Here is a 26,558-nt window from a genome sequence, read left to right on the forward strand (position 1 = left end):
CCAGCCGTTCTACCCGTCCCCCGGAGTTCGATCCCGCTCATACCGGCCGTTCGATCGGCCCGAATATAAGCCCGCCCGACGGACGCGTCACTCCGCCGACGCCGTCACCGACGGGGTGAACGACCCGTTTCGCTCGAAGTCCTCGTAGGCGACCGGATACGCGAACCGAACCTCGGCGACGCCGTCGCCGGCGACGGTCACGTCCTCGCTCTCCTCGTGCTCGTCGTCCCCGACCGTGACCAGTCCGACCACCGTGCCGTCGAGGTCGTCCCCGGTCCGGTTTCCGACCGTGACGATCGCCCGAAGCTCGCCCTCCGCGGTCTCCTCGAATTCGAAGTCGTCCACGTACAGCGGCGGCTTCTCCTCGGTCTCCTCGCGCGGCGTCGGTTCCGGCGACTTCGGCGGCGTCCGGGGACCGGTCGGTCCCGGCGGGTTCGAGAGGCAGCCGCCGAAGAGACCGAGCCCGAGCGCGCAGAGCAGGGCACGTCGCTTCGTTGCCATATCCCCGGGTTTCGCCCCGGCGGTACGAGCCTTGTCGTCCGCGCCGGACCGACGATCCCCGTCCGCGCTACCCGCGCTTTCGGCACCCGTCGCGCGCCCGCGACGGGTCCGCGGCGCTTTTAGCTCTCCGACGGGAAGGCTCCCCCGTGCTCACGAAGGATCTCCTCCGCGTCTCCCGTGCCGGCGGCGGGTACCGCCCCCGGTTCGTCGGGAGCGAGGCGCGCCCGCTCGCCGCCCGCGTGCTCGGCGTCTATCAGGGCCACGTCGGCGAGCGACGCGGCCGGCTGGAGGAGGCGCTCGCGGAGCTCGAATCCGAGGCGGTCGAGCGCGACGCCGACGCCCCGCGGCGGTCCACGGACGGCTTTAAGATCGTTCGCGGCTTCGCCGCCCTGCTCGACCGCGAGGCGTCGTTCGAAACCGACGCCGCGATCCCGCCGGAGCGCGTCCGGCGGACGGTCTTCGAGTGCGCCGAGTCGGTGGGCGTCGCGAGCGCCGACGAGCGCGAGACCGCGCTCGACGCGGCCGCCGATCGACTCGGCGTCGGCGGCGACGCCCTCGAACGGTCGCTCTACGCCGACCGCGAGACGAATCAGGTGCTCGTCGCGTTCGATCCGCGCTGGGGCCCGGACGAACTCGTCGCGCAGTACAACCTCTCGCTCGCGCAGACGGCGCTGTTCGACGCGACCGAGGTCCGCGTCCGGAGTTCGGACCCGCGCGCGCTCGTCTCCGCCGTGAAGCGGCTCCGGCTGATGTACGAGATCCGGAAGACGGAGGACGGGCGGGAGGTGGTCGTCACCGGCCCGGACGCGCTCTTCCGGCGAACGCGCCGGTACGGGACGGCGTTCGCCCGCCTGCTTCGAACCGCCGCGGGAACGGCCGAGTGGACGCTGGTCGCGACGATCGACGACCGCGGGACGGAGCGCGAGATGCGGCTCTCGGAGGCCGACGTGTCGGTCCCCGGGGTCGACCCCGTCGCGGAGCCGACGTACGATAGCGGCGTCGAGTCCGACTTCGCGGCCCGTTTTTCCGGACTCGATCTCGACTGGGGACTGGTTCGCGAGCCCGAACCGCTCGAAGCCGGCCACCGGGTGATGATCCCGGACTTCGCCTTCGACTACCGGCACGCGGACTTCCGGGTCTACTTCGAGATCATGGGCTTTTGGACCCCGGAGTACGTCGAGAAGAAGCTGGGCCAACTCGCGACCCTCGAAGACGTGGAACTCCTCGTCGCCGTCGACGAGGGCCTCGCCGTGAGCGACGAGGTCGAAGCGCGCGACCACCGCGCGATCCCCTACCGCGGGACCGTCCGCGTCAAGGACGTGGTCGACGCGCTCCGCCGGTACGAGCGCGACCTCGTCGCCGACGCGGCGGCCGACTTGCCGGACGAACTCGAGCCCGACGCCGACGTCGTCACCCTCGCGGACCTCGCCGCCGCCCACGGCGCGAGCGTCGACGCCGTCGAGGACAAGCGCTTCCCGGCCCACGAGCGGATCGGGCGGACGCTCGTCCGCCCCGCGGTCCTCGACGGCCTGCGCGACGAGATCGAGCCGGGGATGTCCCTCGCCGAGGCGGAAGCTGCGCTCGAAGCTCGCGGCGTCGACGACGCGAGCGCCGCGCTCTCCGCGCTCGGCTTCCGGGTCGAGTGGGAGGGGCTCGGCGGCGGCACGCTCCGCGAGAAGGCGGAGTGAGGCTCGGAACGGTCGGATCGACGGAATCGGAACGGTCGAGCCGACGAGGAGCGAGGATCGGGACGCGCGGGGGGACGATTTTTGTCCTTCGAGTGCCAACGTGATGGTATGGCCCTCAAGAAGCTGCTCGGTTCGAAGTGGTCGCGCCGTCTGAGCGCCCTCTCGTTCGTCGCGCAGGCCGCCTCGGCGCTGAAACGCGGCAAGACGAAGCTCGCCGTCCTCCTCGTCACCGCGGCGGCCATCGCCTACCGGTCGAGCGCGGCCGGCGTCGTTCTCGAACTGCTGCTCCGCGGCTACCGACGAAAGCGCGCGTAGCCGAACGGCGCGTCGTCACAACTCCTTCATCGACTCCCGGCGTCCCTTCGGGATCGTCGACCGGAGTTCGCCGTGGAGGTACAGGCCGACGCCGATCGGCTCGCGCCCGCCGGCCAGTTCGTGGGCGACGACGAGGTAGCCCCAGTCGCCGTCCCACTCTATTTCCTGATCCTCGCCGGCGGCGAAGCGCGACGCGCGCGCGCCGTCGAGTTCGATCACGTTCCGCGTCGCCGCCCGACCGAACCGCTGGACGGCGTTCGTCGTCGGCTTCCAGTGCTCCTGTCGCGTCCGCAGGATCGTCATCCCCAGCCCCTCGACGGCGATGGGATCGACGACGTCGCCCGCGAGCGCCCAGATCTTCCCCGCGCCCTTCTCCCAGAAGCTGTGGCCTTCGAAGGCGTTCGGGTCGACGCCGAAGCGGTCCTCCCACCACCGCAGGACCTCCTCGCGGGTGGCGCGCCCGGGAACCTCGCGCTCGTCGGCGGTCGCCGGCAGGCGGTCGAACCGCCCGCCGTCGTTCGTCGGTTCGTCGTCCCCGCTCATCCGGCGGTCACCTCCAGTTTCGCGCAGAAGAACCCGCCGGTGTCGTTCTGGTGGGGGTAGACGCGGCGGGCCTTCTCGACGCTCGGGTCGTACTCCTCGCCCTCCCACTCCGTGACGCCCGGCGATGCGTCGAGCGGCGCGTCGAACCCGACGAGCCGGCACGCTTCCTCGCCGAGGACGTGATCGAGGACGCCCTCGTTCTCCTCGGGCGCGAACGTGCAAGTGGAGTAGACGACCGTGCCGCCGGGTTTCGTCGCCTGCACTGCCCGCCGGAGGATCCCCTTCTGGACACCGACGACGCTCCTCACGTGGTCCATCGTCCACTGATCCAGCGCGTCGGGGTTCTTCCGACAGGTTCCCTCGCAGGAGCAGGGCGCGTCGACGAGCGCGCGGTCGAACGCGTCGAAGGCGTGCGGCTCCTCCCCGTCGCCCTCGAACGGCTTCAGCGAGAAGTTTCGCGCGTCCTCGTTCGTCACCGCGAGGTTCGTCACGCCGAGGCGCTCGGCGTTCGAGCGCAGCGCCGACAGCCGACCGAGGTTGTTGTCGTTGCCGACGACGAGGCCGCGGTCGTCCATCAGCGCCGACAGCTGGGTGGTCTTGCTGCCCGGCGCGGCGCAGGCGTCCCAGACGCGCTCGCCGGGTTGCGGGTCGAGCACGAGCGCCGGGAGCGCGGACACCTCCTCCTGCCCGTGGAGCCAGCCGTGGAAGTACGGCCACGTCGCCCCGACGCCGCCGCCGTCGAGCCGGAGGAGACCGGGGTGCCAGTCGGCGGGCTCGTACGTCGCGCCGACCTCGTCGAGGGCGGCCCGGGCGCGCACCGCGCTCGCCTTGATCGTGTTGACTCGGACGACGTACGGGAGCGGCCGCCCGCAGGCGTCGAGGAACGCCTCCTCGTCGTCGACGAGCGGCAGGTACCGCTTCAGTGGGTTCATTGGGGCCCCTTTCCGACGCGGTCGCTTGTCGGTTTCGGACTCGCGCCCTCACCGTCCGCGATTTGCCCGCGTTCCGGGCTCGCCAACGGCTTTACTACGACGCTACTCGTTGGCACGGACATGGCTCACGTCAACATCCTCGACGAGGATCTCGCGCTCGACTCGCCGATGCTGATCGAGGGGCTGCCGGGCGTCGGACTCGTCGGCAAGATCGCGGCGGACCACGTCGCGAGCGAGTTCGAGATGACCCACTACGCGAACGTCCACTGCGAGGGCATCCCGCGCGTGGCGGTCTACGCCGACGGCGACCCGGGGCTTCACACGCCCGTCCGCCTGTACGCCGACGAGGAGCGGGACTTGCTCGTCCTCCGGAGCGACGTCCCGATCTCGCCGGCCGCCGCGACCGAGTTCGCGAACTGCGTCGCCGACTGGTTCGACGAGAACGACGTGACGCCGATCTACATAAGCGGTATCCCCCGCGAGCAGCCCGCCGAGGTTCCCTCGCTGTACGGCGTCTCGACGGGCGAGGGTGACGAACTGCTCTCCGACGCGGGGATCGACACGCCGATGGAGGCCGGACTCGTGTCGGGGCCGACCGGTGCACTCTTGAACTTCTCCGTGGAGAACGACCGCACGTCCGTCGGGCTCGTCGTCGAGTCCGACCCGCAGTTTCCCGATCCGCAGGCGGCGCGGACGATCATCAAGGACGGCATCGAACCGCTCGCCGGCGTCGACGTGCCCACCGAGAAACTCGTCGACCGGGCCGAGGACATCCGCGAGGCGAGGGAGCGGCTCGTCCAGCGCCTCCAGGAGGCGAGCGAGGAGAGCACGCAGGCGCAGCCGCTCCGGATGTATCAGTGAGGGAAATCGCGGACCGAAGCGGCTTAGCGGTTCCGCGAGCCGAACCGAAGCAGCCCCGGGAAGTCCGAGATGATGCCGTCGACGCCGACGGCGCGGAGCCGTTCGGCCTCGTACCAGCTCCGCGTCGTCCAGACGTTGACCGTCCGCCCCTCCTCGTGGGCGACCTCGACGAGGTCGACGTCCTCGACGTCGCTGGCCCACTCGTCGCCGAAGAATGGCGTCCCCCTGATCAGGTACAGCGGCGGGTGGAGCGCCTCGCAGTCGTACTCGCGGGTGATGTCGAGGCCGTCCTCGATGGAGTCCCAGAAGAGGAACGCGACCGGCACGCTCGGGTCCGTCTCCCGAACCGTCGCGATCGCGGCCTCGTAGAACGACGAGACGAGGATCTCGTTTTCGTACTCGGCGACGATCTCCAGCGCCCTCTCGGTGAACGGTCTCCAGAGGTCCTTCTGCGCCTCCAACTCGTCCCCGTCGAGGTTCTCGGCGAACCGGACGTCCTCCGAACCGGGGTTCTTGAACTCGACGTTGACGCCGACCGACGGCGGGATCGCGTCCATGACCTCCGTCAGGAGCGGCACCGTCTCGCCGCTTTCGAGGACCTCCGCCGACAGCACCTCCTCGGTGGGCGTCTCCCAGACGATGCCCTCCTTGTCGGTCAGGCCGCGCTCGCCGCCGTCGCGCTCCGCGAGTCCGTCGTCGTGGAAGACGACGACGTCGCCGTCGGCCGTCGGGACGATGTCGATCTCGATCATGTCCGCGCCGCGGACCCGGGCGTCGTTCGACCGGCCGCCCTTGGCGGACTCGCGCACCGCCCCGACCGTGTTCTCCGGGTAGACGCCCGCGAACCCGCGGTGTGCGATGACCGCCGGTTCGTCGCCGTCGAGCGGACGCCCGCTCATCTCGCCGTCGGCCGCGCTCCGTTCGTCCGCGGCGGCCGTCCCGGCGCCCAGAGCCGCCCCGGCGACCGCGACGCCCGTCCCTTGCAGAAACCGCCGTCGGTTGACTTCGCGTGATTCGTCACCCATGACGACTCTCTCTGCGGCAACAAAAGATTAATATTTTTATAATAATATGAAATATCACACAACGTATGATGGTTGCGAAAAGATGACGCTCGAAGCGGTACGTACCGCACGGTACCGCTCCGGAGCGCCGCGCGGACGTGACTCGTTCGTTCGATGCCGTCGGTTCGAGTCCGTCGCGTCACACCCTGACCTTGACCTCCGTCGGTCATCCGAGAACCGGCGGACGTCGGCGGTTCGGGCCGTTTCTACAAGTCTTATACTCCGCGGGCGGTTTCCCCCGGGTATGACCGAAGACGCTGGCGATGCCCGCGGAGACGAATCCGAGCAGTTCGACGACTCGCCCGAGGCGGACGCCGTCGGCGCGAACGGCGACGAGACCGCTTCCGACCGCGACGAGAGTGTCGAGGAATCCGCCGACGAGACGGCGGAGAACGCCGAGGAGGCGAGCGACGCGTCCGCCGAAGAGGCGGCGAACGCCGCCGTCGAAGAAGCAGACGAGGAACCCGCAGACGAAGCCGACGACGACGTCGACGACGAACTCGCCGCCGAGGTCCGCGAGCTTCGGACCCGCGTCGACGACCTCGAATCGGAGCTGGCGGCGCGGGAGGAGCGGATCGACGACCTCCAGAATCGCCTGAAGCGATCGCAGGCGGACTTCCAGAACTACAAAAAGCGCGCGAAAAAGCGCCAGCAGCAGATCCGAGACCGGGCGACGGAGGATCTGGTCGAGCGGGTCGTGACCGTCCGGGACAACCTCGTGCGGGCGCTCGACCAGGACGAGAGCGCCGACATCCGCGACGGGTTGCGGGCGACGCTCGACGAGTTCGACCGCATCCTCGCCGACGAGAACGTCTCGGTCATCGAGCCCGAGCCGGGCGAGGAGGTCGATCCCCAGCGCCACGAGGTGATGATGCGCGTCGAGAGCGACCAGCCCGAGGACACCGTCGCCAGCGTGTACCAACCGGGCTACGAGATGGCCGACAGGGTGCTCCGCGCGGCGCAGATCACGGTGAGCAAAGACGAGTAGCCGCGGTACGACGATGAGGAGCAGCCGTACGGAGGACGAGCGGCCGCGGTACGAAGGGGTGAGCACCCGGGCGGAAGACGTGCGGTCGCGGGGCGGCCGAACGGCTTGTTTGCGGTCGGCTTAAACGCACCGACCTCCCGTCGGACGCTTTGTCGAGAATCGATAGACAGCGTTCGATCGTCGCGCGCGCCGAAGCCGCCCCGACTAGTAACCTTTAACCGACACAAGGCGGTAGTCCCGCCAAAGATGGCGAGTAACAAGATCCTGGGTATCGACCTCGGTACCACGAACAGCGCGTTCGCGGTGATGGAAGGTGGCGACCCGGAGATCATCGTGAACGCCGAGGGCGACCGGACGACGCCCTCCGTCGTCGCGTTCACCGATGACGAGGAGCGACTCGTCGGGAAGCCGGCGAAGAATCAGGCGATCCAGAACCCCGACCGGACGTTCCGCTCCATCAAGCGCCACATGGGAGAGGAGGGGTACACGGTCGAGGTCGAAGGCAAGGAGTACACGCCGGAGCAGATCTCGGCGATGATCCTCCAGAAGATCAAACGCGACGCGGAGGACTACCTCGGCGACGACGTGGAGAAGGCGGTCATCACGGTCCCGGCGTACTTCAACGACCGCCAGCGGCAGGCGACGAAGGACGCGGGCGAGATCGCGGGCTTCGAGGTCGAGCGGATCATCAACGAGCCGACGGCCGCCTCGATGGCCTACGGCCTCGACGACGACTCGGATCAGACCGTGCTCGTCTACGACCTCGGCGGCGGCACCTTCGACGTCTCCATCCTCGATCTGGGCGGCGGCGTCTACGAGGTCGTCGCCACGAACGGGGACAACCGGCTCGGCGGCGACGACTGGGACGAGGCGATCATCGACTACCTCGCGGAGGAGTTCGAGAACGACCACGGGATCGACCTCCGCGAGGACCGCCAGGCCCTCCAGCGCCTGAAGGACGCCGCCGAGGAGGCGAAGATCGAGCTGTCCAGCCGCAAGGAGACGGACATCAACCTCCCGTTCATCACCGCCACCGACTCCGGCCCGGTCCACCTCGAAAACTCCCTGACGCGCGCGAAGTTCGAGAGCCTCACGAAGGACCTCATCGACCGAACCGTCGAGCCGACGGAGCAGGCGCTCTCCGACGCCGGCTACGACGAGGACGAGATCGACGAGGTGATCCTCGTCGGCGGGTCGACCCGGATGCCGCAGGTGCAGGAGAAAGTCGAGGAACTCGTCGGTCGGGAGCCGAAGAAGAACGTCAACCCCGACGAGGCGGTCGCGCTCGGCGCGGCCATCCAGGGCGGCGTCCTCGGCGGCGAGGTCGACGACATCGTCCTCCTCGACGTCACGCCCCTGTCGCTCGGCATCGAGGTCAAGGGCGGCCTGTTCGAGCGGCTCATCGAGAAGAACACGACGATCCCGACCGAGGAGTCGAAGATCTTCACCACCGCGGCGGCCAACCAGACCTCCGTGCAGGTCCGCGTCTTCCAGGGCGAACGCGAGATCGCGAACAAGAACGAGCTGCTGGGCGAGTTCCAGCTCTCGGGCATTCCGCCGGCCCCGGCGGGCACGCCGCAGATCGAGGTGACGTTCAACATCGACGAGAACGGCATCGTCAACGTCTCCGCGGAGGACAAGGGCTCCGGCAACGCCGAGTCGATCACCATCGAGGGCGGCGCGGGTCTCTCCGACGAGCAGATCGACCGGATGCAGGAGGAGGCCGAACAGCACGCAGAAGAGGACAGGGAGCGCCGCGAGCGCATCGAGGCGCGCAACGAGGCCGAGAGCGCCGTCCAGCGCGCCCAAACCCTCCTCGAAGAGAACGAGGAGAACGTCGACGACGACCTCCGCGAGGACATCGAGGCGGCCGTCGAGGACGTCGAGGAGACGCTCGAAGACGAGGACGCCACGACCGAGGAGCTGGAGGCGTCGACCGAGGCCCTCGCGAAGCAGCTCCAGGAGATCGGAAAGCGCATGTACCAACAGCAGGCGCAGGCGCAGGCGGGCCCCGGCGGCGCGGGTCCCGAAGGCGCGGGTCCCGGGGCTAACCCCGGCGGCGACGGGGACGAGTACGTCGACGCCGACTTCGAGGACGTTCAAGACGACGACGAGTAGTCGTCGTCTTGAGCCAATCAGAACGCTTCGCGTTCTGATGACGTGGACGACGAGGACCGGTAGGGTCGGTTCGGCGTCGCAACCGCGGATCGAATTCGCGGCCCGACGCTCCGGTCAATTATTTTTGACGATTCGAGCCGATCGCAAAAAGACGCGCGGACGTCGGCCGCAGGACGTATATACGGATTTCACGTACGCTGACACGTGAATATTCGGAACGTCTATCTGTCGACGCGGAAGCTCTACGAACTGATAGAAGAGGAGGTGACCTCCCTCTCGACGTACGAGCGGTCACCGAGCCGGCGGCTCTGGCTCTGGCGTCGCGGGTTTCTCAGCAAGTCGGACTTCCTGTACGACCTCGACGAGTCGACGTACCGGCGGTACGTCTCCGACTTCGAGCGTTTCGTGCGGACGAAGCGGATAAACGGCCAGTGGGCCATCGCGCTGGACAACAAGCTGTTCTTCCACCGGATGCTCGAACCGTTCGCCGAGCACCGGCCGGCGGTGTTCGGGATGATCCGCGACGGTCGGTTCCTGCCCGTCGATTCGCTGCGCCCGAAGACGCCGACGCCCGACGGCGGATCGCCCGCGCCCGCCGAACCGATCGAGTCTGCCGACGAGTCCGTCGTTTCGGCGGCCGGGCCGCGCGTCTCCCGGCTCCTCGAATCGGAGGGAAAGCTCGTCCTCAAGTGGATCAAGGGCGGCGGCGGCAACAACGTCCTCCTGTGTTCGTGGGAGGACGGCGAACCCGCGGTCAACGGCGAGCGCATGGGCCGCGGGGCGTTCGAGTCCATGGTCGAAGAGCGGAACGAGTACCTCGTCTGCGAGTTCGTCGAGCAGGGCGAGTTCGGCGCGTCGCTGTTCCCGAAGACGCCGAACACGATCCGGATCGTCACGATGTACGACGACGAGCGCGGGGAGGCGTTCGCGCCCATCGCGATCCACCGGATGGGGTCGGATCGATCGGGGGCGATCGACAACTTCGTTCAGGGCGGACTCAACGCCGAGGTGGACGTCGAGACGGGCGAACTCGGGCGGGCGGTGCAGCTCCCCACCGAGACGACGCTCGTCCGGCACTCGACGCACCCGGACACCGGCGCGCAGATCGAGGGGACGCGCGTCCCCTCGTGGGACTCGATCCGCGATCGGGTGTTGGAGATGGCGAACGCGTACCCCCACATCCCGTACGTCGGGTGGGACGTCGTCCCGACGGACGCCGACGGCGGGTTCAAGATCATCGAGGCGAACAGCTACCCCGGGACGAACTCGCTGCAGGTCCACCGTCCGCTCCTCGCCGACGACCGCGCTCGACGTTTCTACGAGCGCCACGGCGTGCTTCGGCGGGACTGAACGCGACCCGCGCTTTTCAAGTAGCTCGCCCGAGTACACGTTCGACAACCGATGAGCGAGGACTTCTACAGCGTGCTCGGGGTATCGGAGGACGCCACCGAGGACGAGATCAAGAAGGCCTACCGGAAGAAAGCGGCACAGTACCATCCGGACGTCAGCGACGAACCCGACGCGGAGGAGAAGTTCAAGCAGGTAAAAAAGGCGAAGGAGGTCCTCACCGACGAAGAGAAGCGATCGGCGTACGACCGTCTCGGGCACGACCGCTTCGAACAGGCGCAAAAGCGCGGCGGCTTCGACGGCGGCGGGGCCGGCGGAGATCCGTTCGGCGGGGCCGGCGGCTTCGGCGGGGGAGGCGGCTTCGAGGACCTGTTCAACCAGTTCTTCGGCGGCGGTCGCGGTCGGGACGACCGACCGCGACAGGGCCCCGACCTCCGGACGAGCATCACCCTCGACCTGGAGGACGCGTACGAGGGCGCGGAAAAGCGGATCACGATCACCCGCCCGGAGCGCTGTCCCGACTGCGACGGCAGCGGTCACCCGCCGGACGCGGACGTGCGGACCTGCCCCGAGTGTAACGGGCAGGGGCAGACCACCCGAGTCCAGCAGACGCCGTTCGGTCGGATGCAGCAGACCGCGACCTGCCGGCGCTGCGGCGGCGAGGGCCAGCTGTACGACGAGACCTGTCGGCGCTGCGGCGGCGACGGACGGGTTCGCGAGGAGGCGTCGATGACGGTCGAGATCCCCGCCGGAATCCGCGACGGACAGACCCTTCGGATGGAGCGCGAGGGCGCGCCGGGCGAGAACGGCGGCCCCAGCGGCGACCTGCTCATCGAGGTGACGGTGCGCGACCACGAGCGGTTCGACCGCGACGGCGACGACCTCCGTCACACGCACCCGATCTCCTTCCCGCAGGCCGTCTTCGGGTCGTCGATCGAGATACCGACGGTCGGCGGAAGCGTCGAGATGGACGTCCCCGAGGGCACCCAGAGCGGCGAGACGTTCCGGCTGAAGGGGAAGGGAATGCCCCGCCTTCGCGGCCGCGGGCACGGCGACCTCTACGTGCAGGTGCAGGTGGTGACCCCCGAGGCGCTCAACCGCGAGCAGCGCGAGGCGCTCGAAGCGTTCGCCGAGGCGGGCGGCGAGGAGGTCGAGGTGAAGGAGGGCTTCTTCGAGAAAATCAAAAAGAGCTTCTAGATCCCGACTTTCACGGCCCGGCGTCGCCCTCGCCGAGCACCGGCGCGTTGCCACGAGGCGCGTCCGTCACGCCGGGAAGGACGGTGAGCCTGCCGGCGCGCGCGAGCGCGTGGCTCGCCGCGAACGCGCCCACGCCGAGGGCGAAGAACGCGACGTTGACCGCCGGCGTCCGCGAGTACACGAGCGCGAGGGAGTACGTCGCGTCCGAGAGGGGGTAGAGCGGCCGCAGCCCCAGCGGCGTGATCACGTCGCCGGCGAGGTGCGACCCGACGCCGAGCGCGCCGACGGCGAAGCCGAAGCGCGCGGACGACGCCGCGCGCGATCCGTGCCGGCCGGTCGCCCACCCGGTGATTCCGAAGACGAGCGCGACCGCCAGCGCCATCCAGAGCGTGTGCGTGATCCCCCTGTGCATCAGTTGTATGATATATAGGTCCGCGTCGGGAAGAGCCGCGCAGACGAGCACGCCGACCGTCCCCGCGCGGCGCTCCCGGTGGCGGCCGTTGTGGGTCAAGAGAGCCGCGACTGGCGAGTAACAGAGGAGCGCGATTCCCACGTGACCCGGCGCGTACACACCCTATCAATTATGTTCTTCTATAAAAATTTCTACCCATTAGTCAGCTCGCTGACTCCGTAATCCGTCGGTTACCGGCGCGCCGTTCGCGGTAGGGATCGCTTACGCCGCGAGATCGGTTCCGCGCGACGATCGGCGCGATGTCGTCGCGCTTTTCGTCCGCGCGTCGGTAGGGCGACCATGGAGACGCTCTGCGACCTCGTCGCGCGCGACCGGCGCAGCGAGCGCCCCGCGCTCCGAATCCCCGGGGTGTCCCGCGCCTACAGCTACCACGACGTCTGTACGACCGCGTGGAAGGCCGGAAACGCCCTGCGCTACCTCGGCGTTGGGCGCGGTCGGCGCGTCGAACTCGACGACGACCCCTTCGTCGCGCCGGTCGTGACGTTCTTCGGCGCGCTGCTTCTCGGGGCGGAGACGAGCTTCGTCCCGGGCGAGGGCGAGGCGCGCGCGGTCGTCGTCCGCCGGTCCCGGGAAGCCGAGTTCGACGACCTCCCGCCGGGCCGCAAACTCGTCGTCTACGGCGGACCGCCGTCGTCGCCGACCGTGGCGCACTGGGAGCGGGACGTCTGGAGCGAGAACCCGTCGTTCCCGCCCGTCGCGGTCGCCCCGACCGATCCCGCGCTCGTCACGGACGGGCGGGCGTACGCCCACGCGGACCTCCTCGCGGCCGCGCGGCGCGTCGTCGACCGGTTCGGCCTCGACGCCGACGGCGACGTGGCGGTGCGCGCTCCGCTGCGTCGTCCGGGGACCGTCGCGGCCGGCCTCGTCGCGCCGCTCCTCGCGGGGGGGACGATCGTCTTTCCGGACCCGGATGCGGGGGGAGAGCGCGTCTGCGACCTCGGCGTCGGAACCGACTGTCCGGACGCGGCCGAGATCGCGCCGGACGCGGTCGAACTCGATTGAACGCCTCGCGCGGACGCCGATCCCGGTCCGTCTACTTCGCGGCCGCGACGTCTTCGAGCGCGTCCGGATTCTCGATGCTGCTCATGTCGCCGAGCTCCTCGCCGGCGTAGATGGAGGCGATGGCCCGGCGGATGATCTTCCCGCTCTGGGTCTTCGGGAACTCGTCGACGAACAGCACCTCGCGCGGGCGGAACGGCTTGCCCAGTTCGTCGCCGACGAGTTCGCGCAGCTCCTCCCGGAGCGCGTCGCTCACGCCGCGGCCCTCCTCCAGCACGACGTAGGCGACGACCGCCGTCCCCGTCGTGTCGTCCGGGACGCCCACGGCCGCGGCCTGATTGACCGCGTCGTGTTCGATGAGCGCGCCCTCGACCTCCGCGGGGCCGACCTTCCGCCCCGCCACGTTCAGGGCGTCGTCGGCGCGGCCGTGGAGGAACCAGAAGCCGTCCTCGTCCTTTTGGGCCCAGTCGCCGTGGTCCCAAAGCGGCGGGTCCTCGAAGGTGGACCAGTACTCCTCCAGGTAGCGCTCGTCGCCGTCCCAGAGGCCCTTCGTCATCGAGGGGCAGGAGTCGCGCGAGACGAGAAAGCCCCGCTCGTGGGTGTCCGCGATCGACTCGCCGGCCGAGTTCACGACGTCGACCGCCATCCCGAGACCGGGACCGCCCAGCGTGCAGGGCTTGAGCGGCTGGGTCGGCATCGGCATGAGGAAGCAGCCGCAGATCTCCGTCCCGCCTGAGATGTTGATGATCGGGGCGTCGCCCCCGCCGACGTTCTCGTAGAACCACGTCCACGACTCGGGGTCCCACGGCTCGCCCGTCGACCCGAGCAGTCGGAGGCTGGAGAGGTCGTGGCCGTCGAGCCACCCGTTCCCGTGCTTTCGGAGCGCGCGGATGGCGGTCGGGGAGATGCCGAACACGGTCAGGCCGTGGCGGTCGATCATCTCCCAGAAGCGGTCGGGGTCGGGGTAGTCCGGCGCGCCTTCGTACATGAAGATCGTCCCGCCGAATGTGTGGTTACCGACGAGCGTCCACGGTCCCATCATCCAGCCGACGTCCGACACCCAGAAGAACCGATCCCACGGCTTGTGATCGAAGCCGAAGTGGATCTCCTTCGCGCACTGCAACTGGACGCCCGCGTGGGTGTGGACGATCCCCTTCGGCTTGCCGGTCGTCCCCGACGAGTACAGGAGCATCGACTCCGACTCCGACGGGAGCGACTTCGTCTCGTAGTCGTCGTCCGCCGCCCCGACGGCGTCGGTCCACCACTCGTCGCGCTCGTCGTCCCACGGGATCTCGACGTCGCTCTCGGGATCGCTCGACCCGAGACGATCGAAGACGATCGCGTGCTCGACGTGGCCGGCCTCCGCGATGGCCTCGTCCGCGGTGTCCTTCAGGACGATCTCGCCGCCCCGGCGGTAGAAGCCGTCGCCCGTGAAGAGAACCGAGCACTCGGCGTCGGCGATGCGCGTCGCGACGGCGTCGACGCCGAAGCCGGAGAAGATCGGGACCGCGATCGCGCCGACCTTGAAACAGCCGTAGAGGATGGAGATCACCTCGGGCACCATCGGCATGTAGAGGCCGACCGTGTCGCCGGTGTCGACGCCGCGCTCTTCGAGGGCGTTCGCGACCTCGTTCGCCTCTCGCCGGAGTTCGTGGAAGGTGATCTCCCGCACGTCGCCGGGTTCTCCCTCCCAGACGCACGCGACCTTGTTGCGCCTCTCGCTTTCGAGGGCTGCGTGGCGGTCGACGAGGTTGTGCGCGAGGTTGAGCCGCCCGCCGGGGTACCAGCGGGTGAACTGCGGGCCGTCGGCGTCGTCGCGCACCTCGTCGTAGTCCTCGTAGAAGTCGATCCCGAGGTAGTCCGGGAGTTCGTCCCAGAACCAGTCCACCTCGCCGCAGGTGCGCTCGATCAACTCGTCGTAGTCGTCGATCCCGTACGCCTGCATGAACGCGTACACGTTGGTGGACTCGACGAACTCCCGGCTCGGTTCGTGGACCACCTCGTCCGTGTCAGGTACTCTTTCCATGGACGATCTCGGTGGGACTACAGCGCAGGGCGACGTAGTTCTTGCTCAAACGATCATGGGGAACCGACCGGTCCGTCCGCCGGTCATCGGGCGGCCGTCGTTTCGACCTTCTCCGACCGCCGATCGTCGCCGGACGGCTGTGTGCGCGACGCGCCACGACGACCAAGCCATAACTCCCCGCCGACCCACCGATCTCGTGTGACACTCGAAGATCAGACCGCGCCCGATTTCGCGCTGTCGAGCACCGGTCACGGCGACGTCAGGCTCTCGGACACGCTGGAGTCGGGTCCGACGGTCGTCCTCGTCAACCGCGGCGCGTGGTGTAGCTTCTGCGCCGAACAGCTGCAGACGTTCAGCGAGGTCGCCTACGACCTCTGGTTCCACGACGGCGTCGACGTGCTGCCGATCGTCACCTCGCCGCTGTCGAAGGTGACGGAGATGCGCGACCGGTACGACCTCGACGTCCAGCTGCTCGCCGACCCGGACGGGGAGGTCGCGGCGCAGTACAGCGGGACCGAAGAGACCGGCCACGGCGTGACCGGCATCGCCGGCACCTACGTCGTCGACGGCGACGGCGTCGTCCGGTACGAGCAGGTGGCGGACCACCCCGCCGACCGGACGTACGGCAACTGGATCCGGTACTTCGTCCGCAACGACTTCGAGGATCCGTTCGACGGGTAGCCCGTCGGTTCACCGCTACTCCTATCCGGTCCGCCGGACGGGGCGAGACGTACCAACATACATGTGACGGCCGTTCGTAGCCACCGCCCATGCGACTCGAAGATTCGTTCGACCTGTCCGGTCGCGTCGCCGTCGTTACCGGGGGAACGCGCGGCATCGGCCGGGCCATCGCGGAGGGGCTGGCGGAGGCGGGCGCCGACGTGGTGCCGACCTCGCGCACCCGCGAGGACGCGAGCGCCGCGGCCGAAGCCGTCCGGGAGCGGGGGGCGTCGTCGCTCGTCGCCCCGACGGACGTGACCGACGACGGCGACGTGACGGACCTGTTCGAGCGGACGGCGGCGGAACTCGGCGGGGTGGACGTGCTCGTCAACAACGCCGGCATCAACCCCGCCGCCGCGCTGGGTCGACCCGAGCGGGTGGAGATGGCGGGCTTCGACGAGACGCTGGCGGTGAACCTCCGAGCGGCGTTCCGCTGTTCGCGGGCCGCCGCGGCGTTCCTGCGCGAGAGCGACGGCGGGGCGGTGGTGAACGTCGCGAGCGTCGGCGGCGTCGTCGGCCTCCCCCGACAGCACCCCTACGTGGCCTCGAAACACGGATTGGTCGGTCTCACGAGGAGCATGGCGCTGGACTGGGCGCGCGAGATCCGGGTGAACGCCCTCGCGCCGGGCTACGTCGCCACCGACCTCACGTCCGAGGTGCGGGAGAACGAGGAGTTACGCCGGTCGATCGAAGAGCGGACGCCGCAGGGGCGGTTCGCCGACCCGGCGGAGATCGCCGCCCCCGCCGTCTTCCTCGCGAGCGACGCGGCGTCGTTCGTGACGGGCGAGTGCCTCGCCGTCGACGGCGGGTGGACGGCGCGGTAGCGGCGGAGCGGGCGGTTCGGTTTTTTCAAACGGATCACAGAAACGCTTATGATTTGCCGTCGATCTTTCGGAATAGACCATGACATCCGACGGCAGCGAGACGATCGTGCAGCGATTCGGACGCGCGGTAGCCGGCGTCGTCGAAGCGGTGATGCCGAGCCCCTTCCTGTTCGCGATCCTCCTGACCTACGTCGTCTTCGTCGCCGGCATCGCGGTCGAGGGTGCCGGCCCGACGCAGATGGTGGGGTACTGGTCGGACGGCTTCTGGGACCTGCTGGAGTTCGCGATGCAGATGGTGCTCGTGCTCGTGACGGGCTACGCGCTGGCGTACCATCCGGCGGTGCGTCGACTGATCGGGCGGCTGACCGCCGTTCCGAACACCGGCGCGGGGGCGGTCGTGCTCGTCGGCGTCATCGCGATGGTCGTCTCCTGGGTACAGTGGGGGCTCGGCCTCATCGTCGGCGCGGTCATGGCCCGCGAGATGGGACGGCAGGCGCACGAGCGCGGGATGGCGGTCCATTACCCGCTCCTGTGCGTCGCCGGGTACATGGGCCTCGGGTTGACGTGGCATTGGGGGCTCGCCGGCTCCGCGCCGCTTCTCATGAACACGCCCGGCAACGTCTTCATCGAGGAGGGCGTGGTCGACGGTCTCATCACCACCTCGCAGACGATCTTCTCGCCGTACTCGCTCGCGCTGACGACGCTCGGGATCGCCTACAGCGCCGTCGTCCTGTACCTGTTGTCTCCCCCCGCGGAGCAGTGCGAGGGGATCACGGCGTTCGTCCCGGAATCACAGCTCGGGGACGGGACCGACGACGAGACCGGTGCGGACGCGTCCGGCGACGGAACGACGGCCGACGGGGGAGTCGAAACGACGGCCGTCGGAACCGACGTCGACCGGGCGACCTTCGGCGAGCGCGTCGACAACAGCCGCCTCGTGGGATTCGTCGTCGCGGCCACGGGCGTCGCCGCCGCCGTCTACGCCTTCGCCACGCAGGGATTCGGCGCGCTGAATCTGGACACCGTCAACTTCGCGTTCCTCTTTCTCGGGATGCTCGTCTTCCTCCGACCGTCGGCCTACCGCGAGCAGTTCTACGAGGCGGTCGGCTCGACCGGCGGTATCGTCCTCCAGTTCCCCTTCTACGCCGGGATCATGGGGATGATGAACTCCTCGGGGCTCTCGCAAACGCTCGCGGAGACGATCGTCTCCTACTCGACGCCGCAGACGTTCCCCGTCGTCGCGTGGATCACGGCCGGCGTGATCAACTTCTTCGTCCCCTCGGGCGGCGGCGAGTGGACCGTCATCGGCGGCACGATCCTGACCGCGGCGCAGGACCTCGGCGTCCCTCCCGGGAAGGCCGTCGTCGCGACGGCGGTCGGCGACGCGCACACCAACCTCTTTCAGCCGTTCTGGGCGCTGCCGCTCCTCGGGATCACCGGCGTGCGGGCGCGCGAGATGTTCGGCTACACCGCGACGATGCTCATCCTCCTGATTCCGTTTCTCGCGCTCGCGCTCACCTTCCTCCCGTACTGACCGCCCCCTCCTTCCCTCGTAACCGTCGCCCGGATCGACCGGGAAACGCTTTATGCTGCCGTGGGGACAACTCTCGGGTATGTACGTCCGCGATGCGAAAAACCGAGACGAGGTCTGGTTACTGGACCACATCGAGGCCATGGGGCTCGACGACGCCGCCTTCCGCTCCCGGGACTACGTCATCGCGGTCGACGAGGAGACGAACGAGCGGGCGGGCTTCGGGCGGATTCGCGTCCACAAGACGGACGACGGCGATCTGTGCGAGCTGACGGGCGTCGGCGTCCTCGAGGAGTGGCGCGGCCAGGGCGTCGGCGCGCACGTGGTCGAACGGCTCGTCCACGAGGCCGGGGATCAGGGGTTCGAAACGGTGTACGCGCTCACGGACGGGGCCGAGTACCTCGCGCAGTTCGGCTTCGAGCCGGTCGAGACGGACGCTCTCCCGGAGAAGATCCGCGACAGGCTGGCGACGAAGCGCGACGAGGTGGGCGAGGAGGTCGTCGGGACGGCGCTCGACGCGGCGGAGTTCTCCATGCCGCCGCGGTTCCGCGAGGCGTTCAAGAACGCCGCGCCCGCCGCAGGCGACGGCGAATCCGAGGTCGAGGAGACGGCCGAGGACTTCGGCATCGACCCGGACACGGCGACGTACAAGTACGACACCGGGCGGTGAGTCGAACGTGTTCACCGGGCGGTGAGTCGGTCACGTTCGCCGGACGGTGAGTCGGACCCGTTCAGGTCCGGCCTTCCAGGAAGTCGGTGCTGAAGACGATCCACGCCAGCACCGAGCAGAAGAGAATCGGCGGAAGGATCGCGAAGGCCCAGAGGGGTTCGATCCCCCAGAACAGGAGCAACACGACGTCCGCGAGGCCGATCGCGAGGAAGGGGAGCACCGCGAGGAACGCCCGCTTGCGGTTTCGGCCTCCCTCCTCCCCCAGCGGTCCCCGATCGCCCGAGCTGGCTGTCTCCGAATCGCCCTCGGTCGTACTCGCGGCCATACCCCTCATCGGAGCCGCCGACTAAAAAGCGACCCGCTTACGCTCGGTTTTCGAGCGTCGACGCGTACTCCACGGCGACGAACAGCGCTCCGAGCGTGAACAGCGCGAGGAGGCCCGCGTACAGCGCCACCGCCGTCGGCGTCGCCGGGAGGGCGACGCCGCCCAGCACCTCGATCTCGGCCATCCGTTCGCCGCTGTTGGCCCCCACGAAGAGGCCGACCACGCCGGAGAGGATCACCGTGACCGCCCCGAGCGCGAGCATGATCCGCCGGCCGCGCAGTCCGTCGCTCACGGGTGCGACTGGGCGGCGGACGCTATAGACTCTTTCCGTCGCCGGTTTCGCCCCTCCCGCGAGCCGGGGCTTATAAGCGCCCGCTCGCGGTACCGTCGGACATGCCCGACGACCTCGTTCGACAGGCCCGAGAAGCGCTCGACGACGCGTACGTTCCGTACTCCGAGTACCGCGTCGGCGCGGCCCTTCGCGCGGCCGACGGTTCGGTCTTCGTCGGCTGCAACATCGAGAACGCGAACTACAGCAACAGCCTCCACGCCGAGGAGGTGGCCCTCGCGGAGGCGGTGAAGAACGGGCACACGGCGTTCGACCGCATCGCCGTCACCTCGGGCGCGCGCGACGGCGTGACGCCGTGCGGGATGTGCCGGCAGACGCTCGCGGAGTTCTGCGACGACGACTTCCTCGTCGTCTGTGACGAGGGGGGCGAGGAGACGACCGAGTACGCGCTCGGCGAACTGCTCCCGAACACCATCTCGCTCGACACCCTCGACGAGGCGAAGCGACGGCGGTGAACGACGGGAACTATATTAGTGCGCGCGAGCGGAGCGTCCGTATGACCGGCGACAGCGAGGACCCGAGCGACGAGGTCCAGTACCACGTCGACGTCGGATCCGACGAGGTCGCGGAGAGCGTTCTCCTCCCCGGCAACCCGGAGCGCGTCGACAAGATCACCGCCCTCTGGGACGACCACGAGGAGGTCGCCCGACACCGCGAGTACCGGACCGCGACGGGCAGCTACGACGGCCGGCCGATCTCGGTCACGTCGACCGGCATCGGCGGTCCGTCGGCGGCGATCGCCGTGGAGGAACTGGCGCGCGTCGGCGCGGACATCTTCGTCCGCGTCGGATCCTGCGGGGCGATCCAGCCCGAGATGGACGTGGGCGACCTCGTCATCACCTCGGGGGCGGTCAGACAGGAGGGGACGAGCGACGAGTACGTCCGCGAGGACTACCCGGCCGTCGCCCACCACGAGGTCGTCTCGGCGCTCGTCGCCGCGGCCGAGCGCCTCGGCCACGAGTACCACGTCGGCCTGACGATGAGCGCGGATAGCTTCTACGCCGGGCAGGGCAGGCCGGGTCTCGGGGGGTTCCGCGCGGCGGGCAGCGAGGATCTCGTCGCGGAGCTGCGGGCGGCGAACGTGAAGAACATCGAGATGGAAGCGAGCGCGATCCTGACGATCGCGAACGTCTACGGCCTCCGCGCGGGCGCGGTCTGCTCCGTCTACGCCAACCGCGTCACCGGGGAGTTCCGGACGGCGGGCGAATCGAAGGCGGCGGAGACGGCGAGCCTCGCCGTCGCGCTGCTCGCTCGGATGGACGAGAAAAAGCGCGAGGCGGGCGTCGAGCACTGGCACGCCGGCCTCTCGCTGGACGGCGACGAATAGCGCCCGTCGGGACCCCCTCGGATCCGACGTCCGAGCGCTTATGCACCGTGGCGTGGTATCGCCTCGCAAGGAGCCGCGTCGAATCGGAAGCGGCGGCGCGGCGGGGGGACGATGTGTTCACACGGGTTCTCATTCCGACGGACGGCGGCCGAACGGCCGAGCGAGCGACCGAGACCGGATTGGAGATCGCGGCGAGACACGGCGCGTCGGTCGACGCGCTGTTCGTCGTCGAGAGCGGGGAGGGCTGGGACTTCTCGATCGAACAAAACGAGCGCGTCGGCGAACGAGCCGTCGAGGAGATCGCGGCGCGGGCCGCGGAGATCGGCGTCCCGGTACGCAAATCGTTTCGGTACGGAACGCCCCACGAGGAGATCCTCGAGTACGCCGCCGACCACGGGGTCGATCTCGTCGTGATGGGTTCGCACGGCAGGCGGGGAGTCGGCAGGTTCGTCCACGCCGGGAGCGTCGCCGAGCGGGTGCTTCGCGGGGCGACCGTCCCCGTCCTCGTCGTGCGACACGAACGCCGCTCGACGGAACGGTAGCGACGTTCGACGGCACGCCGTCCGCGTCTCCCGCGTTCGAAATCCGAACGATTGTCGGGGACGAAAGTCGTGTCCGTTTCAAAGCCCTCTTATCGGAGGACTTCGGAGTACGGCGTATGCCTAAGCAGGTCGTCGTTCTCGGCGCAGGTTACGCCGGGACGGGTGCGGTGAAGGCGTTCGAAGCGGAGATAGACGAGGGTGAAGCCGAACTCACGTGGGTCTCCGAGCACGACTACCACCTCGTCCTCCACGAGGCTCACCGCGCGATCCGCGACCCGAGCGTCGAGTCGAAGATCGCCCTCCCGATAGACGACATCAAATCCCCCGGGACCGACTTTCTGAAGGGGTACGTCGAGAACGTCGACACCGACGAGCGCGTGGTCGAACTCGACGACGGCCGGACGGTCGAGTACGACGTCCTCCTCGTCGCACTCGGCAGCGCGACCGCTTTCTACGGAATCGACGGTCTTCGCGAGCACTCGCTCACGCTGAAGAGCCTCGACGACGCGCGCGAGGTCCACGAGGAGGTCAAAGGCGCGGCGCGGGCCGCCTCGCGGAGCGACCCGGCACAGATCCTCGTCGGCGGTGCCGGTCTCTCCGGCATCCAGGCCGCGGGCGAGATCGCGGAGTACCGCGACAAACACCGCGCGCCGATCGAGATCAAACTCGTCGAGGGGCTCGAGGAGATCTTCCCCGGGCAGGATCCGGAGGTCCAGGGCGCGCTCCGAAAGCGGCTGCTCGAAAAGGACATCGAGATCCTCACCGGCGACTTCATCTCGAAAGTCGACGCCGAAACCGTCTACCTCGGCGGCGGCGAGGACGAAGAACCGGACGAACTCGCGTACGACGTGCTCCTGTGGACCGGCGGCATCACCGGACAGGAGGAGATCGCCGAGGCGAACGTCGACAAGGACGAACGGAGCAACCGCATCTTCGCGGAGTCCGACTTCCAGACGAGCGACGACCGCGTCTTCGCCATCGGCGACGCGGCGCTCGTCGATCAGGGCGGCGAGACCGTCGCGCCGCCGACCGCCCAGGCCGCCTGGCAGGCCGCAGAAGTCGCCGGCGAGAACCTCGCCCGCGCCGTCCGCGGCGCGCCCCTCACGTCGTGGACCCACGAGGACAAGGGAACCGTCATCTCGGTCGGCGACAAGGCGGTCGCCCACGACGTGAAGGGGATCCCGATCAACACGTTCGGCGGCCCCGGCGCGAAGACGCTGAAGAAGGCCATCGCCGCCCGCTGGATCGCCGACGTCACCTCCGTCCGCCGGGCGTACGACGCCTGGGAGTACCTGTAAACACGTCGAGACGGCGTCGCTCGGTTCGACCGTCGCCGCGTCCGTCTCGACTCGTCATTCCGTCAACGGATATTGTTTCCGACGGGTACATCTCTGCTGCTATGAGAAAATGCTAAATACCGTCTGATTCAGTTCTCACACCAGGGGCGAAACCGGCCGTCGGATCACGTCGCGTAAAAACCGCACAACCGATGATTTCCGCCGAATTCCTCATAAAATTAGATCTGCTCAACGAATCGCTCGATCGAGCTTCGGACGTGACGCTCTCGATCGAATCGGGGCAGTTCCCGTTCGTCGGCGAGAAGAACTCCAAGCTGCTCGTCTGGGCGAGCGGGGGCGATCTCGATCGCTTCGAATCGAGCACGGAGGACGACCCGACCGTCATGGAAGTGACGCCGCTCGCGACGCGGGATTCGAAGCGGCTCTATCGGATCGACTTTCCGCGGGACGAACTGGAGTCGCTCTTCGACACCCTGTTTTACGATCACGACACGCTGCTCGTCGACGGCGTCATAACCGCCGACGGGTGGGACCTTCGGATGCGCGCGCTCGACAAATCCGCGATCTCGCGCGTCTACGACGAGTTGCAGGAACGCGGGCACGCGGTCCACTTCCACTCGATCCACTCGGAGTGCGACGATCACTCGGTCGACGCGAAACTATCCGAAGCGCAGTACGAAGCCCTCTCGGCCGCGTTCGAGCGGGGCTACTACGACGTCCCCCGGGAGACGAACCTCGAAGAGCTGGCCGAGGAGTTCCCCGTATCGAGTCAGGCGCTCTCCGAGCGCCTCCGTCGGGCGACGGCGGCCGTCCTCGAGGACGCGCTGGACGACGCCGCCGTGAACGCGGACGGGTGATCACCTCGCCGTCGCTCGATCGGTACCGCTCGCGGCCGCGAAAAATCGAGAGGAGAGACGGAGCCGAGTCAGTGCGCCGGTTCCTCCGCCGGTGCGACCATGTCCTCGATCCGGAGGATGAGGATGTTGCTGGTGTCGTCTTTGCCGTCGACGACGCCGTCGATGACGAGCTTCGAAAGCGGCGTCGGGCCGACGGTGACCTCGTCGCCCTCGTGGAAGTCGCGGACCGAGCCCTGCAGGTGAATCTCGGCCCGGCAGAGCTCTGGGTGGTGGACGCTGGAGAGGTCGATCTCCTCGACGTTCGCCCCGTCGACGGGCTCGCCGTCGTGAAACAACGGTACCGACGCCGGTTCGTCCATCTGGTCGACGTCGAGCGCCTCGTACGCGTTCGCGGTCGGTTTGTAGCCGCCTTTCGGTCCCGGTACGCCCTCGACCAACTGCAGCGCCTTCAGACTCTGCATCTGGTTGCGGATCGTCCCCGGGTTTCGGTTTACCTCCGCCGCGATGTCTTCGCCCTTCACCGCGTCCTCCGTGTCCCGATACAGATTTATCAGCGCGGTGAGGATCGTCTTCTGACTCGGCGTCAGCTCTATCGATGACATGGCGAAACGTTCGCAATAGATGTTCTTAAATGCGATGGATGACGGGCTTCGTGACGTTCACCCCGGAGCGGTCAGTTGCCGTGGAGTTCGCGCCGGAGGTTCTATTCTTTCTCGTGATTACCCTTCGTTGATATTTTCTGCCGTGATAAGATAACTCTTTACCCCGTCCGACGGGTCACTCACGCATGCAGGGCAAACGAGTCCTCGTGACCGGCGGTGCGGGATTCATCGGTTCCAACCTCGCAAACCACCTCGCCCCGGAAAACGAGGTGATCGCGCTCGACGATCTGTACCTCGGCACGCCCGAGAACCTCGACGACGACGTCGAGTTCGTCGACGGCAGCGTGCTCGACGACGACCTCCCGTCGGACGTCGACGTGCTCTTTCACCTCGCGGCGCTCTCTTCGTACAAGATGCACGAGGAGAACCCCCGACTCGGGGCGCGCGTGAACGTCGAAGGCTTCGTCAACGCGGTCGAACAGGTCCGCGACGACGGCTGCGACACCGTCGTGTACGCCTCCACCTCGTCCATCTACGGCGACCGGACGGAGCCGTCGCCGGAGGACATGCCGGTCGAGGCGCAGACGGGCTACGAGGCCTCGAAGCTCGCCCGCGAGCGCTACGCCGAGTACTTCCACCACCACTACGACATGACCATGGCCGGCATGCGCTTTTTCTCAGTGTACCAGGGGTACGCCGGCAACGAGGAACACAAGGGCGAGTACGCCAACACGGTCGCGCAGTTCACCCACCAGATCGCAAACGGCGAGCGTCCCGAACTGTTCGGCGACGGCACGCAGACGCGCGATTTCACCCACGTCGACGACATCGTCCGCGGGCTCGAACTCGCCGCCGATCACCGCATCCACGGCATCTACAACCTCGGCACGGGCGAGAGCTACGACTTCAACGCGATGATCGAGATGATAAACGACGAACTCGGGACGGACGTCGAACCGACGTACGTCGAGAACCCCTTCGACGTGTACGTCCACGACACCATGGCCGACTCGACGAAGATGAAGGAGGCGACCGGCTGGGAGCCGCAGATCAGCTTCGAGGAGGGCGTCGCGCGGGTGTGCGAGCCGTACCAGCGCGAGTCGGAAGCGGAGGTCTAACTCGCCCGCTGCTGTTCGACGAACTCCACCGTCACGTCGACCCGTTTTCCGGTCTCGGCGGTGATCTCCGCGCCGATCTCGTCGGCCAGCCGCGGATACGTTCCGCCGTCCGGTCGGGCGACCTCGACCGTCACCTCGCGCTGCGTTTCGACCGGACCGACGCCGCCGAACTCGACGTCGACGGCGCGCAGTTCGAGGTCGCCGTGTTCCCGTTCGAGGAGGTCCTGTACGGCGGTCTTCGTCTCGTTCTCGAAGGAGAGTTGTCCGGCCATGACCGTCCCGGGGCCGACCAGCATGACGACGAGGCTCGCCGCGAGCACGACGGCGGTCGACGAGCGCGCCAGCATCGCGAGTCTGCCCCGTCGGTCGCGCTCTCTCCACCCGTCCGGTCGGTAGCCGAGGTACCAGAAGACGCCGGCGGCGGCGACGTTGATCGAGACGACGTTCGCGACGACGACGACCGCCGCGCCGATCGCGACCGCCGGCAGGGCCCACGCGACGCCGATGCCGACGGCGGCAGCCGCGGGGATGAGCGCGGCCGCGACGGCGACCCCGACGAGCGACACGGGGAACTCGGTCGCCAGCCCGAACGCCCCGGCCGCGCCGGCGCAGACGCCGACGACGAGCGTCAGGAGGCCGGGGGAGGTTCGACCGCTGACCTGGCTCACCGTCTCGACCGAGAGCGCGGGCGGGACGAACTGCGCCGACTTCAGGAACCACCCGAAAGCGACGGCGGCGAGTATCGCCGCGAGGAGGCTGAGAACCTGCGACCTGACGCCCGCGACGAGCATCCGACGGTCGCCGAGCGTCGTCCCGACGGCTGCGGTCAGCGCCGAGCCGACCTGCGGTGCGATGACCATGGAGCCGACGACGACGGCCGGCGAGTCGAGCAGCAGGCCGGCCGTCGCGACGAGCGCGCTCAGGAGCGTCATCGCGTAGTACGTCACCCTGTCGGGCGTCATCCGCTTCGCCTTCGCGCGGATCTCGTCGTTCGAGATGCTCTCGTCCTCCTCGCGGCCGTCGACGAACCGCCGTTCGAGTTCCTCGTAGCCCGGCGTGATCGCCGTCTCGGCGTTCGCGATGACGGCGTACGAGTCGTCGTCGAGACCCGCCTCCCGAAGTCGGTCGAGGATCGCGTCGACCGCCTGCGTCGGCAGCGGGAAGTGGACGACGACCGACTCCTCGCTCCCGTCGGTCTCCCGCGTGGCGACGTAGTCGATGCCCTCGTCCCGGAGGAGTTCTCGGATCGACCCCAACCGATCCTCCGGAACCAGAAGCTGAATGAGGCGCATACCCCGGCACTGTCGTCGCGCCACATAGGTGTGTCCGATCGGGCGACGGGGG

At 68.5% G+C, this 26,558-nt stretch carries 28 protein-coding genes; 18 read left to right on the top strand and 10 right to left on the bottom strand.

The features are described 5' to 3' along the window. Nucleotides 1-87: 87 nt before the first annotated feature. Nucleotides 88-501 carry a transcriptional initiation protein Tat gene (locus C3L37_RS16705; RefSeq protein WP_129115733.1) on the bottom strand — a complete coding sequence of 138 codons (414 nt, stop codon included), beginning with the start codon at nt 499-501 and terminating at the stop codon, nt 88-90. 146 nt (nt 502-647) lie between these two features. Between C3L37_RS16705 and C3L37_RS16710 the strand changes: the two genes are divergently transcribed. Continuing rightward, a complete protein-coding gene (locus C3L37_RS16710; RefSeq protein WP_129115734.1) occupies nt 648-2,189 on the top strand; it encodes a DUF790 family protein in 1,542 nt (513 codons plus the stop codon). Nucleotides 2,190-2,297: 108 nt separating this feature from the next. Further along, nucleotides 2,298-2,504, top strand: a complete 207-nt coding sequence (locus tag C3L37_RS16715; RefSeq protein ID WP_129115735.1) for a hypothetical protein — start codon at nt 2,298-2,300, stop codon at nt 2,502-2,504. Nucleotides 2,505-2,519: 15 nt separating this feature from the next. Here C3L37_RS16715 and C3L37_RS16720 read toward each other — a convergent pair whose 3' ends face one another. Both C3L37_RS16720 and C3L37_RS16725 read right to left on the bottom strand, forming a co-directional pair. After that, entirely contained in the window at nt 2,520-3,047 is a 528-nt protein-coding gene (locus C3L37_RS16720; protein ID WP_129115736.1) for a DUF7122 family protein, read from the bottom strand. After that, nucleotides 3,044-3,979 (bottom strand): RsmB/NOP family class I SAM-dependent RNA methyltransferase, encoded by a 936-nt coding sequence (locus C3L37_RS16725; RefSeq protein ID WP_129115737.1) that lies wholly within the window; start codon nt 3,977-3,979, stop codon nt 3,044-3,046. The genes C3L37_RS16720 and C3L37_RS16725 overlap by 4 nt, the downstream gene beginning before the upstream one ends. A 120-nt stretch (nt 3,980-4,099) precedes the next feature. Between C3L37_RS16725 and C3L37_RS16730 the strand changes: the two genes are divergently transcribed. Further along, entirely contained in the window at nt 4,100-4,840 is a 741-nt protein-coding gene (locus tag C3L37_RS16730) for a proteasome assembly chaperone family protein (protein ID WP_129115738.1), read from the top strand. 23 nt (nt 4,841-4,863) lie between these two features. Here C3L37_RS16730 and C3L37_RS16735 read toward each other — a convergent pair whose 3' ends face one another. Continuing rightward, nucleotides 4,864-5,865 (bottom strand): glycerophosphodiester phosphodiesterase, encoded by a 1,002-nt coding sequence (locus C3L37_RS16735; RefSeq protein ID WP_129115739.1) that lies wholly within the window; start codon nt 5,863-5,865, stop codon nt 4,864-4,866. Between the two features lie 283 nt (nt 5,866-6,148). Here C3L37_RS16735 and C3L37_RS16740 point away from each other — a divergent pair, with 283 nt between their 5' ends. The 4 genes from C3L37_RS16740 (at nt 6,149) to dnaJ (ending at nt 11,554) form a co-directional block, all read left to right on the top strand. Further along, nucleotides 6,149-6,892, top strand: coding sequence for a nucleotide exchange factor GrpE (locus C3L37_RS16740; RefSeq protein WP_129115740.1), 744 nt, complete (start codon nt 6,149-6,151; stop codon nt 6,890-6,892). 246 nt (nt 6,893-7,138) lie between these two features. Beyond that, on the top strand, nt 7,139-9,010 hold the full coding sequence (dnaK, locus tag C3L37_RS16745; protein WP_129115741.1) for a molecular chaperone DnaK: 1,872 nt from the start codon (nt 7,139-7,141) through the stop codon (nt 9,008-9,010). Nucleotides 9,011-9,214: 204 nt separating this feature from the next. Continuing rightward, nucleotides 9,215-10,360, top strand: coding sequence for a sugar-transfer associated ATP-grasp domain-containing protein (locus C3L37_RS16750; protein ID WP_129115742.1), 1,146 nt, complete (start codon nt 9,215-9,217; stop codon nt 10,358-10,360). Between the two features lie 51 nt (nt 10,361-10,411). After that, on the top strand, nt 10,412-11,554 hold the full coding sequence (gene dnaJ, locus C3L37_RS16755; RefSeq protein ID WP_129115743.1) for a molecular chaperone DnaJ: 1,143 nt from the start codon (nt 10,412-10,414) through the stop codon (nt 11,552-11,554). Between the two features lie 10 nt (nt 11,555-11,564). On the opposite strand, the gene C3L37_RS16760 is transcribed toward dnaJ, so the two are convergent. After that, nucleotides 11,565-12,125 carry a metal-dependent hydrolase gene (locus C3L37_RS16760; RefSeq protein WP_129115744.1) on the bottom strand — a complete coding sequence of 187 codons (561 nt, stop codon included), beginning with the start codon at nt 12,123-12,125 and terminating at the stop codon, nt 11,565-11,567. A gap of 180 nt (nt 12,126-12,305) precedes the next feature. Here C3L37_RS16760 and C3L37_RS16765 point away from each other — a divergent pair, with 180 nt between their 5' ends. Continuing rightward, entirely contained in the window at nt 12,306-13,028 is a 723-nt protein-coding gene (locus C3L37_RS16765) for an AMP-binding protein (RefSeq protein WP_129115745.1), read from the top strand. Nucleotides 13,029-13,059: 31 nt separating this feature from the next. Here C3L37_RS16765 and C3L37_RS16770 read toward each other — a convergent pair whose 3' ends face one another. Further along, nucleotides 13,060-15,051, bottom strand: coding sequence for an AMP-binding protein (locus C3L37_RS16770; RefSeq protein ID WP_129115746.1), 1,992 nt, complete (start codon nt 15,049-15,051; stop codon nt 13,060-13,062). Nucleotides 15,052-15,249: 198 nt separating this feature from the next. On the opposite strand from C3L37_RS16770, the gene C3L37_RS16775 reads away from it, so the two are divergent. The 4 genes from C3L37_RS16775 (at nt 15,250) to C3L37_RS16790 (ending at nt 18,796) form a co-directional block, all read left to right on the top strand. Beyond that, a complete protein-coding gene (locus tag C3L37_RS16775) occupies nt 15,250-15,732 on the top strand; it encodes a peroxiredoxin family protein (RefSeq protein WP_129115747.1) in 483 nt (160 codons plus the stop codon). An 89-nt stretch (nt 15,733-15,821) separates the two neighbouring features. Continuing rightward, entirely contained in the window at nt 15,822-16,595 is a 774-nt protein-coding gene (locus tag C3L37_RS16780; protein WP_129115748.1) for an SDR family NAD(P)-dependent oxidoreductase, read from the top strand. 79 nt (nt 16,596-16,674) lie between these two features. Then, nucleotides 16,675-18,129 (top strand): short-chain fatty acid transporter, encoded by a 1,455-nt coding sequence (locus C3L37_RS16785; protein WP_129115749.1) that lies wholly within the window; start codon nt 16,675-16,677, stop codon nt 18,127-18,129. Between the two features lie 79 nt (nt 18,130-18,208). Continuing rightward, nucleotides 18,209-18,796: a GNAT family N-acetyltransferase gene (locus C3L37_RS16790; protein WP_129115750.1), complete on the top strand. Its 588-nt coding sequence runs from the start codon at nt 18,209-18,211 to the stop codon at nt 18,794-18,796. A 61-nt stretch (nt 18,797-18,857) separates the two neighbouring features. Here C3L37_RS16790 and C3L37_RS16795 read toward each other — a convergent pair whose 3' ends face one another. Further along, nucleotides 18,858-19,121, bottom strand: a complete 264-nt coding sequence (locus tag C3L37_RS16795) for a hypothetical protein (RefSeq protein ID WP_129115751.1) — start codon at nt 19,119-19,121, stop codon at nt 18,858-18,860. Between the two features lie 37 nt (nt 19,122-19,158). After that, entirely contained in the window at nt 19,159-19,413 is a 255-nt protein-coding gene (locus tag C3L37_RS16800; protein WP_228546295.1) for a DUF7520 family protein, read from the bottom strand. Nucleotides 19,414-19,514: 101 nt separating this feature from the next. On the opposite strand from C3L37_RS16800, the gene cdd reads away from it, so the two are divergent. The 5 genes from cdd to C3L37_RS16825 all read left to right on the top strand — a co-directional run bounded on the left by cdd (nt 19,515) and on the right by C3L37_RS16825 (nt 23,494). After that, complete coding sequence (cdd, locus tag C3L37_RS16805; protein WP_129115752.1) at nt 19,515-19,925, top strand: cytidine deaminase; 411 nt, start codon at nt 19,515-19,517, stop codon at nt 19,923-19,925. Nucleotides 19,926-19,966: 41 nt separating this feature from the next. Beyond that, complete coding sequence (locus C3L37_RS16810) at nt 19,967-20,797, top strand: nucleoside phosphorylase (protein ID WP_129115753.1); 831 nt, start codon at nt 19,967-19,969, stop codon at nt 20,795-20,797. A gap of 47 nt (nt 20,798-20,844) precedes the next feature. Next, complete coding sequence (locus C3L37_RS16815) at nt 20,845-21,339, top strand: universal stress protein (RefSeq protein ID WP_228546296.1); 495 nt, start codon at nt 20,845-20,847, stop codon at nt 21,337-21,339. Between the two features lie 116 nt (nt 21,340-21,455). Next, a complete protein-coding gene (locus C3L37_RS16820) occupies nt 21,456-22,637 on the top strand; it encodes an NAD(P)/FAD-dependent oxidoreductase (RefSeq protein ID WP_129115754.1) in 1,182 nt (393 codons plus the stop codon). A 191-nt stretch (nt 22,638-22,828) separates the two neighbouring features. Further along, complete coding sequence (locus C3L37_RS16825; RefSeq protein ID WP_129115755.1) at nt 22,829-23,494, top strand: helix-turn-helix domain-containing protein; 666 nt, start codon at nt 22,829-22,831, stop codon at nt 23,492-23,494. A 68-nt stretch (nt 23,495-23,562) separates the two neighbouring features. Here the strand turns inward: C3L37_RS16825 and C3L37_RS16830 are convergent, their stop codons facing one another. Beyond that, nucleotides 23,563-24,096, bottom strand: a complete 534-nt coding sequence (locus C3L37_RS16830) for an Rrf2 family transcriptional regulator (RefSeq protein WP_129115756.1) — start codon at nt 24,094-24,096, stop codon at nt 23,563-23,565. 185 nt (nt 24,097-24,281) lie between these two features. Between C3L37_RS16830 and C3L37_RS16835 the strand changes: the two genes are divergently transcribed. Next, nucleotides 24,282-25,214 (top strand): NAD-dependent epimerase/dehydratase family protein, encoded by a 933-nt coding sequence (locus tag C3L37_RS16835; protein WP_129115757.1) that lies wholly within the window; start codon nt 24,282-24,284, stop codon nt 25,212-25,214. Here the strand turns inward: C3L37_RS16835 and C3L37_RS16840 are convergent. Then, a complete protein-coding gene (locus C3L37_RS16840) occupies nt 25,211-26,506 on the bottom strand; it encodes a TIGR00341 family protein (protein WP_129115758.1) in 1,296 nt (431 codons plus the stop codon). The genes C3L37_RS16835 and C3L37_RS16840 overlap by 4 nt on opposite strands. Nucleotides 26,507-26,558: the final 52 nt, after the last annotated feature.

The organism is Halegenticoccus tardaugens, from assembly GCF_004116405.1.
In the GTDB taxonomy this organism is placed as follows: Archaea; Halobacteriota; Halobacteria; order Halobacteriales; family Haloferacaceae; genus Halegenticoccus; species Halegenticoccus tardaugens.